General features: G+C 63.0%; 7 protein-coding genes. 6 read left to right on the plus strand and 1 reads right to left on the minus strand.

Annotation, left to right across the window (positions count from 1 at the left end):
• The first annotated feature begins 308 nt into the window (after positions 1 to 308).
• From PVW46_RS14010 to PVW46_RS14025, 4 genes are all read left to right on the plus strand, one after another.
• Positions 309 to 2144, plus strand: a complete 1836-nt coding sequence (locus PVW46_RS14010) for a type I restriction-modification system subunit M (RefSeq protein WP_043143815.1) — start codon at positions 309 to 311, stop codon at positions 2142 to 2144.
• Entirely contained in the window at positions 2141 to 3463 is a 1323-nt protein-coding gene (locus PVW46_RS14015; RefSeq protein WP_069211278.1) for a restriction endonuclease subunit S, read from the plus strand. The genes PVW46_RS14010 and PVW46_RS14015 overlap by 4 nt, the downstream gene beginning before the upstream one ends.
• On the plus strand, positions 3460 to 3981 hold the full coding sequence (locus PVW46_RS14020) for a hypothetical protein (protein ID WP_069211279.1): 522 nt from the start codon (positions 3460 to 3462) through the stop codon (positions 3979 to 3981). Before PVW46_RS14015 ends, PVW46_RS14020 begins: the two co-directional genes overlap by 4 nt.
• A 68-nt stretch (positions 3982 to 4049) precedes the next feature.
• Positions 4050 to 7154, plus strand: coding sequence for a type I restriction endonuclease subunit R (locus PVW46_RS14025; protein WP_069211280.1), 3105 nt, complete (start codon positions 4050 to 4052; stop codon positions 7152 to 7154).
• 183 nt (positions 7155 to 7337) lie between these two features.
• Here PVW46_RS14025 and PVW46_RS14030 read toward each other — a convergent pair whose 3' ends face one another.
• Positions 7338 to 8222, minus strand: a complete 885-nt coding sequence (locus PVW46_RS14030) for a LysR family transcriptional regulator (protein WP_232786379.1) — start codon at positions 8220 to 8222, stop codon at positions 7338 to 7340.
• Between PVW46_RS14030 and PVW46_RS14035 the strand changes: the two genes are divergently transcribed.
• Both PVW46_RS14035 and PVW46_RS14040 read left to right on the plus strand, forming a co-directional pair.
• Complete coding sequence (locus PVW46_RS14035; RefSeq protein WP_232786378.1) at positions 8179 to 9501, plus strand: CaiB/BaiF CoA transferase family protein; 1323 nt, start codon at positions 8179 to 8181, stop codon at positions 9499 to 9501. The two genes, PVW46_RS14030 and PVW46_RS14035, sit on opposite strands and share 44 nt — an antisense overlap.
• Positions 9498 to 10634: an acyl-CoA dehydrogenase family protein gene (locus PVW46_RS14040; protein ID WP_043143803.1), complete on the plus strand. Its 1137-nt coding sequence runs from the start codon at positions 9498 to 9500 to the stop codon at positions 10632 to 10634. Before PVW46_RS14035 ends, PVW46_RS14040 begins: the two co-directional genes overlap by 4 nt.
• Positions 10635 to 10994: the final 360 nt, after the last annotated feature.

Here is a 10994-nt window from a genome sequence, read left to right on the forward strand (position 1 = left end):
GGGGTACGACAGCCGAGAAGAACCGGCAGATATGCATGTCGCCAGATAGCCATGCAGCTATGATGGATGTGTACGGCCGGGGCATGATGATAACGACGGAAGGTTCAGGCGCCGCCGTCCGAGCGGCGGGACGGGGTTCCGCGCGGCAATACTGCCGTCGCGGCCAGTCTCTTGCTACAGCGACGGCGCGCCTTGCCCCCCGCTCCTACTCCCCTCTCGGTGCATACCCACGCCTGAAAGCTTGTTCGGGCCGCGATGTCACGGTAGCCCTTGTTGCAGGTAGCGATTTCCTCCGCAGGTAGAACAGCATGTCCCAGTCCGAGCTCTCCAACCTCATCTGGTCCGTGGCCGACCTGCTCCGCGGCGACTACCGGCAGTCCGAATATGGCCGCGTCATCCTCGCTTTCACCGTCCTGCGCCGCCTGGACTGTGTCCTTGCACCCACCAAGGAGGCCGTCCTCGACACCCAGGAGAAGATGCTCGCCCAGGATCTGCCCCCGGACCGGTTCATGCGCCGCGCCTCGGGGACCAGCTTCTACAACGGCTCCTCCCTCGATCTCTCCAAGATCATCGGCGACCAGGACAACATCGCCACCAACCTCCAGACCTATATCGACGCTTTCTCGCCGGAGGTCCGCGATGTCTTCGAACGGTTCAACTTCACCGAAGCCGTCGACCGACTGGTGAAGAACAAGCTGCTCTACATGGTGACCGAGAAGTTCGCGGGCTTCCCGCTCCACCCGGATCAGGTCACCAACGCCCAGATGGGCCTCGTCTTCGAGGAGCTGATCCGCAAGTTCGCCGAGGCCTCGAACGACACTGCCGGGGAACACTTCACCCCGCGCGAGGTCATCCGCCTCATGGTCAACCTGCTCTTCATCGAGGATGACGACATTCGACCGGGCAACAACGTCGTACGCACGATCTACGACCCAACGGCAGGGACGGGAGGGATGCTCTCCGTCGCCGACGAATACCTGATGGAACACAACCCCAACGCCGCACTCACCATGTACGGGCAGGAGCTGAACGACATGTCCTACGCCATCTGCAAGGCGGACATGCTGATCAAGGGGCAGGACGTTCGCAACATCATCGCCGGCAACACGCTCTCGGACGACGGCCACCCGGACGCGAAATTCGACTACATGCTGTCCAACCCGCCTTTCGGGGTCGAATGGAAGAAGGTGCAGAAGGAGGTCCAGCAGGAACACAAGGTACAGGGCTTCAACGGCCGCTTCGGCCCCGGCCTGCCGCGCGTCTCGGACGGCTCGCTGCTGTTCCTTATGCACTTGCTGTCCAAGATGCGCCCGCTCAAGGATGGCGGTTCGCGCTTCGGCATCGTGCTGAACGGCTCGCCGCTCTTCACCGGCGGCGCAGGTTCGGGCGAGAGCGAGATCCGCCGCCACGTGCTGGAAAGCGACCTGGTCGAGGCCATCATCGGCCTGCCCACGGACCTCTTCTACAACACCGGCATCGCCACCTACGTCTGGATCCTGTCGAACAAGAAGCCCGACCACCGCAAGGGCAAGGTCCAGCTGATCGACGCCTCCTCGCTCTGGCAGAAGATGCGCAAATCGCTGGGCTCGAAACGGCGCGAGATCAGCGACGAGGGCATCGCCATCGTCACCCGGCTCTTCGGCGACTGCATCGAGGCGCGGATGGCCACCCTGATCGACGCCGAAGGCAAGGAGACCGGGCAAGAGGTCGTCGAGGCCGGGCAGGACGCCCCGCGCGCGCCGGAGGGCGGCAAGGTCAAGCTGCGGCCGCTGTCGATGCTTCTGCCCAACAAGGCCTTCGGCTATCGCCAGATCACGGTGGAGCGGCCCTTGCGCGACGAGGACGGCAATCTGGTTGTCGGCACGCGCGGCAAGCAGAAGGGGCAGCCGCAGCCGGATAGCAGCCTGAGGGACACCGAGATCGTTCCGCTGACCGAGGATGTTGGTGCCTATTTCGAGCGTGAGGTGAAACCCCACGCGCCCGATGCCTGGATCGACGAGAGCAAGACCAAGACGGGCTACGAGATCCCCTTCAACCGGCACTTCTACGTCTTCGAGCCGCCGCGCGAGCTGGCTGAAATCGACGCCGACCTGTCCGAGGTCACGAAGACCATCCAGCGGATGCTGGTGGAGCTGGCGGGATGAGGGCTTACTCCCAGTATAGACCCTCAGGTTCGGACTGGCTGGGGGATGTCCCGTCCTCGTGGAACCTTTCTCCGCTCAAGCACATGGCCGACTTCGTAAACGGGGCGGCCTTTAAGCCTGACACATGGGCGGAAGAAGGGACACCGATTATCCGGATTGAAAACTTGAATGGCGGCGATACGTTCAATTTCTACGAAGGCGACATGGACGCGCGCTACCACGTCGAAGAGGGAGACATCCTCTTCGGGTGGTCGGGCAACCGCGGTACGTCCTTCGGCCCTTTTTTGTGGAGCAGGCCCGGTCGCTACTTTCTCAACCAACACATTTTTAACGTCCGTGACTTCGAGTGCGACCGACAGTGGTTCTATTGGTGTTTAAAGGCGGTTACGCAATATGTGGAGCAGCAAGCGCACGGCATCATTGGCATGGTGCATGTGACCAAAGGCAACCTCGGCCGCATCAAGGTGCCGGAACCCCCGCTCCCCGAACAACGCGCCATCGCGGGGTTTCTGGATCGGGAGACGGCGAAGATCGATGCGCTGGTCGAAGAGCAGCGGCGGCTGATTGCGCTGTTGAAGGAAAAGCGGCAGGCCGTCATCTCTCATGCCGTCACCAAGGGCCTCGACCCCGCCGCCCACATGAAACCCAGCGGCATCGACTGGCTCGGCGATATTCCGGCGCATTGGGAGGTGACGCAGTTAAAACGACTCGTGAAAGACGGCACTTCAATCACCTACGGCATCGTCCAAGCAGGCCCGATGCTGGAAGAGGGAATCCCCTACATCCGAACCAGCGATATGTCTGGCTCTGACTTGCCGTCTGACGGATACCCCCTGACGAGTCCGGAAATCGAAGGTTCTTACGAAAGATCCAGGGTTTTCCCCGGGGACTTGGTCATCGCTATCAGGGCAACCATCGGGAAGGTGCTACCTGTACCAGATGATCTGCCGATGGCCAATCTGACCCAGGGCACTGCCAAGTTCAGTCCCGGCGTCGATGTTCTTCGCGACTTCGCTTGCTATGTTATCGGAGCCGACGCGGCGCAACACTATTTTTCGCTCCACTCGAAAGGGGCTACCTTCCAGGAAATCACGCTTGATGCGCTGCGCAGACTCCCGGTCGTTCTGCCTCCGTTGGTAGAGCAGGCAGAGATTGCCGCTTTTTTGAACGCCGAAGTGGCTCGGTTTGGTCAACTCATCACCGAAGCCTCCCGCGCCATCACCCTCCTGCAGGAGCGCCGCTCCGCCCTGATCTCCGCCGCCGTCACCGGCAAGATCGACGTTCGCGACACCATGATAGACAGCACCGAGGCCGCATGAGCATCGACCAGATCATTTTGACCCTGCCCGAGAAATCCCCCGAGGAGCGCGCCCGGATGCGCCGCAACGCCGAGGACAAGAAGGCCTCCGGCCCACCCAAGCTGCGCGCCGACGCAGAAAAGCTGCTCGCCGCCCTCGACAGCGTTGAGGCGCAGGAGCGCGAAGCCGTCCGCACCATGCCGGTGGCCGAACGCGTGGTGCAGGCCTTCCGCAAGCGCCCACCCAGCGAGACCGAGGAAAAGCTCCTGCGCGTCCTGCTCGACAACCCGGGCTCCACCTCGTCCGCCCTCAGCCAGGCGCTCGGCTGGGGCGCTCAGTCCTGGCATCTGCACTTCGGCACCATGTGCCAGAACCGCGAAGCCGACCTCTGGCCTGCACCGCCCTCAAAGACGCGGGACGCGAACTTCTACTCCAGCATCCTTGCCGATTTCGAACGCGACGGCGCAACCTGGTCCCTGAAGCCCGAGGTGGTCGGCGCGCTGGCGCAGCTGGGTATCCACGCGAAGGCCCGCGCATGAATGTCCCGATGAGAGAGGCGGCGCGCCTGCCGGCTGTTTGATAGTTTTTTGATTGGGAAGGAGCCGCCGTGAACCTGCACAAGGAGATCAAGTTCGAGGACGAGATCTGCGCGCATCTGGCGGCGCATGGTTGGGAGTACGATCCGGCGGATGCAAAGCTCTACGACCGCGAGCGCGCGCTGTTTCCCGATGATCTCCTGACCTGGGTGCAGGCCTCGCAGCCGAAGGCCTGGGAGGGGATTGGGAAGCTGGGCCGGGATACTTTGCTCGACCGCGTCCGCAAACAGATCGTGGCGCGCGGCACGCTGGACGTGCTGCGCCACGGGATCGAGATGATGGGCGTGCGCGGCACGCTGAAGCTGGCCGAGTTCAAGCCAGCCCTGGCCGAGAATGCCGAGATCATGGCGCGCTACGCGGCGAACCGGCTGCGCATGGTGCGGCAGGTACGCTATTCGACGGCGAAGGGCGACAGTATCGACCTGGTGCTGTTCCTGAACGGCATCCCCGTGGCGACGGCCGAGCTGAAGACCGATTTCACCCAGAGCATCGGCGATGCCATCGACCAGTATCGGTTTGATCGACCACCCAGAACGCCGGGCCACGGCGCCGAGCCGCTGCTGAGCTTTCACTCCGGCGCGCTGGTGCATTTCGCGGTCAGCACCTCCGAGGTGTTCATGTGCACGAAGCTGGAGGGCAAGGACAGTTTCTTCCTGCCCTTCAACCGGGGCCGTGACGGCGGGGCTGGCAATCCATTGAGCGATGCCGGTCATCCGACCGCGTATCTCTGGCAGGAGGTCTGGCAGCGCGACAGCTGGCTGCAGCTGATCGGCCGCTACATCATCCCCGAGAAGGACAAGAAGGGCGCGGTCACCAAGCTGATCTTCCCGCGCTATCACCAGCTGGACGCCACGCGGAAACTGGTCGCCAAGGTGCTGGAGGAAGGGCCGGGCAAGAAGTACCTGGTCCAGCATTCGGCCGGGTCCGGCAAGACCAACTCCATCGCCTGGTCCGCGCATTTCCTTGCTGATCTGCACGACACGGAGAAGCGCAAGATGTTCGACACGGTGATCGTGGTGTCGGACCGCAAGGTGATCGACGGCCAGTTGCAGGACGCGATCTTCGCCTTCGAGCGCACCAAGGGTGTTGTACAGACGATCAAGGGCAAGAGCGGCAGCAAGAGCGGCGAACTCGCCCAGGCGCTGGCCGACGGCAAGAAGATCGTCGTCTGCACGATCCAGACATTCCCCCATGCCCTGAAAGAAGTGCGGGAGTTGGCGGCAACCGAGGGCAAGACCTTTGCGGTGATCGCGGACGAAGCCCACAGTTCCCAGACCGGGGAGGCCGCCAACAAGCTCAAGGAGACGCTCTCGGCGGAAGAACTGGAAGAGTTGAAGGACGGTGGCGAGGTCAGCACCGAGGACATCCTTGCGGCGCAGATGAAGGCCCGTGCCAGCGAAACCGGTGTGACTTATGTGGCTTTCACGGCGACCCCCAAGGCCAAGACACTGGAGTTGTTCGGGCGACGCCCGGACCCGGCGAAGCCATCGGGCGAGGGCAATCTGCCGGAGCCGTTCCACATCTACTCGATGCAGCAGGCAGTCGAGGAGGGTTTCATCCTCGACGTGCTGCAGAACTACACGCCCTACAGCCTCGCCTTCAAGCTGGCGAGCGAGGGGCAGGAGATCAGCGACGACGAGGTCGAGCGTAGCAAGGCCATGCGCGGCCTCATGCAATGGGTTCGACTGCACCCCTACAATATCAGCCAGAAGGTACAGATCGTCGTCGAGCATTTCCGCGCGAACGTGCAGGACCTGCTTGGCGGCAAGGCCAAGGCGATGGTCGTCCTGCAATCCCGCAAGGAGGCCGTGCGCTGGAGGCTGGCCATCGACAAGTACATCAGGGAGAAGGGCTATCCGCTGGGCACGCTGGTCGCCTTCTCCGGTGAGGTGGTGGACAAGGAGAGCGGGCCGGAGCCCTTCACCGAGACCAACCAGACCGTGAACCCGGACCTCAAGGGGCAGGACCTGAAGGAGGTCTTCGCGGGCGAGGACTACCAGTTCCTGCTGGTCGCCAACAAGTTTCAGACCGGGTTCGATCAGCCGTTGCTGTCGGCGATGTACATCGACCGGCGCCTTGCCGGGGTTCAGGCCGTGCAGACGCTGTCCCGCCTGAACCGGGCCTACAAGAGCGGCGACATTCGGAAGGACACGACCTATGTCCTCGACTTCTCGGACAGTTCCGACGAGGTGCTGAAGGCCTTCAGCCAGTATTACGGAAAGGCCGAGCTTGAAGCGGCGACGGATCCCAACCTGCTGTTTGACCTGAAGGCCAAGCTCGACGAGATGGGTCACTACGACGACTACGAGATCGACCGGGTGGTCGAGGTCGAGCTGGATCCGACATCGGTGCAGGGCGATCTGAACAAGGCCATCGGCCCGATCGCTCAACGCCTTCTGGATCTGTTTTCTGCCGCCAAGAAGACCTGGAAGCAGGCTGTCGAGGCCAAGGACGACAAGGCCGCGCGTGAGGCGAAGCAGGAAATGGAGCGCCTGCAACTGTTCCGCGGCGACATGCAGGCCTACCAGCGCATGTACGCCTTCCTGTCGCAGATCTTCGACTACGCCAGTACGGGCATCGAGAAGCGCGCGATCTTCTACCGGCGGCTGGTGCCGTTGCTGGAGTTTGGGCGTGAGCGCGAGGAAGTCGACCTCTCCCAGGTCCGGATGACCCATCACAAGCTGGCTTCGAAGGGAAAGCGGTCGCTCTTGCCTGAAACCGATGGGACGAAATTGCCACCGGTGACGGCGACGGGCACCGGCGGTGTGCGCGACGAGGACAAGATCCGTCTGCAGGAAGTGATCGAGAAACTCAATGATCTCTTTGACGGAGATCTGACCGACGACGACCAGCTGCAGTGGGTGTTCGGCACCCTGCGCGCCAAGATGGAAGAGTCTGAAGTGCTGCGCGGGCAGGCGGCGAACAACAGCAAGGAGCAGTTCGCAACTTCGCCGAACCTGAAGGACGAGTTCGTGAACGCGGTGATGGACAGCCACGCCGCGAACGCCACGATGAGCAAGCGGGCCTTGGACAGTGAAACTGTGCTGGATGGCCTTCTGGCGATCCTGATGGAACATGGTCAGATGTGGGAAAGGCTACGGGAGAGGGCGGGGTAAGTCCATCTGGGCATGCCGCTCAGCTCGAAATCAACATGGTCGCGGAAGCCACAATCGGGCGGTTTCCGGACTTTCGCTGCAAAGCGCACGGATGTCCGGTGTGGGCCGGTCGTGACATGCTGGAGGCCGAACGAGAGCCGCAATTCATGTTGCCGTGGATTAGCGCCGGGGGCCACCTGGCGCTCAGGGCGGCAGACTGAAATAAGCTTCGGCAAAGGCGGTAAAAGCCTGGGTGATTGGCCGCTTGAGCGCCGTGCTGCGATGAGCAAGGGCGACCTGATGCTGCGGCGGGCGGCCGTCGAGCGGCACCCGGATCACCGGACTGCCATCATAGCACGGGCCGTCTGGCAGGTCCGTTGCCAGCAGGCCAACGCCAAACCCGTTGGCCACCATTGATCTCAACATTTCGATCGAGCCGGTTTCGTGGGCCACCCGCACCGGGACTCTTGCATTCTGCAGCAGAGACAGGAAATAGCCGCGGCTGCGGGGCAGGTTCATCAGGATGATCGGCTCCTGCGCCAGGTCTTTGGCGTGAACGCTGGGCTGCTGTGCCAGCCTGTGCCCCCGCGGCAGCAGGGCGTAGGGCTCTGCCGCCATCAGAGGCGTGATGACAAAATCGGACGGAATGCCGAAATCGTACAGCAGCGCCAAGTCGATCCTGCCACCGCTGAGCCAGTCGAACAGCGTTTGCAGATCACCTTCAAGGATGCGGACTTCGGCGTCGGGACGGGTGTCCAGAAAGCGGCGCACCAGTTGCGGCGCATAGCGCGGGCCGAGCGTTGAAAACACCCCCAGATTCAGGAACTCCGGCGTGCCCTCACCGCCGCTCAGCACCCAGCGGGCCTGTTTCTCCAGTTCGCGCAGCTGTGCAACCTTGTGCTGCCCGAACGGGGTCAGCTCCATCCCGTGCCCGGGGATGCGGATAAAGAGCTTCTGTCCGAACACTTCTTCGCAGCGGGAAATAGCCAGCGAAACCGACGGCTGCGAGGTGTACAGCGCGCGGCTCGCTGCGGCGGTGCTGCCGGTGTCCGCGACGGCCAGCAGGATTTCAACCTGGCGGAAGTTCAACGGTATATTCATATTGGTATACCTTTTATATGCATCCCGCATTTCTGAATATACCCAACCAGGCGCTATCCTCCAGCAAGCAATTGAAGGTGAGCGCATGTGCGAAGATGATAAAACGGCAGGCCGCAGGCCGCTGGAGGGGGTTCGGGTTCTGGACTTTTCCAGGGTCCTGGCCGGGCCCTACTGCACGGCCCTGATGGCCGATCTGGGCGCAGAGGTGATCAAGGTGGAGCCGCCCTCGGGCGACGACTACCGCCACATCGGCCCATTCAGGGACGGCGAAAGCCTACTGTTCCAATCGGTAAACCGCGGCAAAAAATCCATCGTTCTGGATCTGAAATCCGAGGACGGCGCGGCGGCGGCGCGGGCGCTCGCGGCAGAGTGCGACGTGCTGGTCGAAAACTTCCGCCCCGGCGTGATGGAGCGGTTCGGACTGGGTGCGGAGAAACTGTGCGCGGCCTGTCCCCGGCTGGTCTATGTTTCTGTGTCCGGGTTCGGCCAGACAGGCCCAAACCGGATGCTGCCGGCCTATGACATCATCATCCAGGCGATGAGCGGGTTGATGGATATAACCGGGGCCGAGGACGGCCCGCCGATGATGGTCGGAGACGCCTTTGCCGACGTTGCAGGCGGCATGTTCGCGGCCTTCGGGGCGATGGTGGCGTTGTTTGACCGGGAACGCAGCGGCAGGGGGCGGCATGTTGATCTGGCGCTTTATGACTCGCTGGTGTCGATGATGCCGGTGGCGGCCTGCCGGGCGCTGATGGCGGGTGAGGCGCCAAAGCGGACGGGGAGCAAACACGCGCTGTCGGCCCCTTTCGGCACCTATCCCGCCGGGAATGGCCGCTTCACCGTTGCGGTGCTGAATGACCGGCTGTTTGAGCGCTTCGCAGCAGCCATCGGCGCGCCGGAACTGGCGGAGGATCCGCGTTTTGCCAGCGATGCTTTGCGGCGGCAGAACGAACCTGCGCTGGCGCAGCAAATCGAAAGCTGGGCCGCGGACCGCAGCGCGCAGGACGCAGTGGCGGTTCTGTCCGAGGCAAGCATTCCAGCCGCAGCCCTGTGTTCGGTGCCCGAGGCTTGGGGTTCGCCGCAGTCGCAGGCGCGCGGTCTGGCCTCGGTGGTAAAGCACCACACCCTTGGCACGGTCACGGTGCCGGAGCAGCCGGTGCATTTCAGCGGTGCGCCGCGGGGCGGACGCCAGTCAGCGCCCGCCTTGGGCGCCGACACACAGGACATTCTGCAACAACTACGGCAAAAAAAGGGAGAGGCCCAATGAGCCTTGATCTAAACAGCGAAGAACAGGCGGCCATCGATCAGATAGAACGGTTTTCCAGCGAGGTACTGGTACCTGCTGCTGCCGCAATCGATGCGAAGTCCCAATTTGCAACCCTGCACCTTCCGGCTCTGGCTGAGATGGGCATCATGGGGATGAACCTGCCCGAAGCTCATGGCGGCATCGGTCTGTCCGGCCCTGCGCTCTATTGCGCGGTGGAGGCTATCGCGGGGGCCTGCGGCTCTACCGCCTCGATGCTGACGGCGCATTTCCTGGCCACGGATTCGCTGCTTCTGGGTGCAGATGAGGCGCTGCAGCAGCGCATTCTGCCCGCCGCGGCGGCGGGCCAGGCGCTGGGGGCCTTCGCCCTGACGGAACCGATGGCCGGCTCCAACCCGGCGGACATGCGCAGCACCGCCACTCGCGATGGCAACGGCTATCGACTGAAGGGCTCCAAATGCTTCATCTCGAATGCGGGTGCTGCGGATTTCATCGTGGTCTATGCCAAGACTGACAACGCAGCCGGCGCCCGCGGGGTCAGCGCCTTTGTGGTGGAACCGGCCAAGACCGACGGGGTGGAAATCGGCAAGCACGAGGAAACCATGGGCCTGCGCGGCGGCCATGTGTTCCCGATTTCGTTTGACTGCCACGTGCCCGCGGAAAACCGGCTGGGCGACGAAGGCACCGGATTCCGCACCGCGATGAAGGTGCTGGACAACGGCCGTATCGAAGTGGCGGCGCAGGCCACTGGAATCGCGCGCGCCGCGCTGGATGCGGCTGTATCCTATGCCAAGGAGCGCGAGGTTGGCGGACAGCCGATCGGCAGCTTCCAGGGGCTGCAGTGGATGCTGGCCGACAGTGCCACCGAATTGGCCGCGGCGCGGGCCCTGGGGCTGCAAGCCGCCCGCAAGCGCGGCACCGGCGAGCGGTATTCCTCGGACTCGGCCTTTGCCAAGCTATATGCCAGCGAGGCGGCCTGGCGCATCGCGGACCGGGCGCTGCAGATCCACGGCGGCTACGGCTACATCCGCGACTTTCCGCTGGAACGCTACCTGCGCGACTTGCGGATCTTTAGGATCTACGAGGGATCCTCGGAGATTCAGCGAACCATCATCGCCCGCGAACTTCTGAGTTAGCTTTTAGGTGAGCCTTGTGCAGCCCTGCTGTGCCGACTGAGCCGAGGCTTCCGTTTGCGCCGTTGCAGCGAATGTCTTCTTCAACGGAGAGCAGTGCAGTATTTCGAATAGACGGCAGAGGTCCGATTAGGGCCGCTAGCGGCCAACGTTCGAGTTCCCCTGGATGACCTGTGGTTGCCGAGATCAACCAATGACACCGGCGCTTTTGGGGGGGGAGGCAGATTCAACAGAGGCCAGGTCTATCAGGCGCCAGGCTCGGTCAAGCTTTCTCCGATCGAGGGCATGCCACGTTCGCCTGCGGCTGCGGGAGGCTGAAGAGCGCGATGAAGTTTCGGCACAGAGCGGCATCGCCGATAATTT

It is taken from the genome of Mameliella sp. AT18 (assembly GCF_028807275.1).
In the GTDB taxonomy this organism is placed as follows: Bacteria; Pseudomonadota; Alphaproteobacteria; order Rhodobacterales; family Rhodobacteraceae; genus Antarctobacter; species Antarctobacter albus.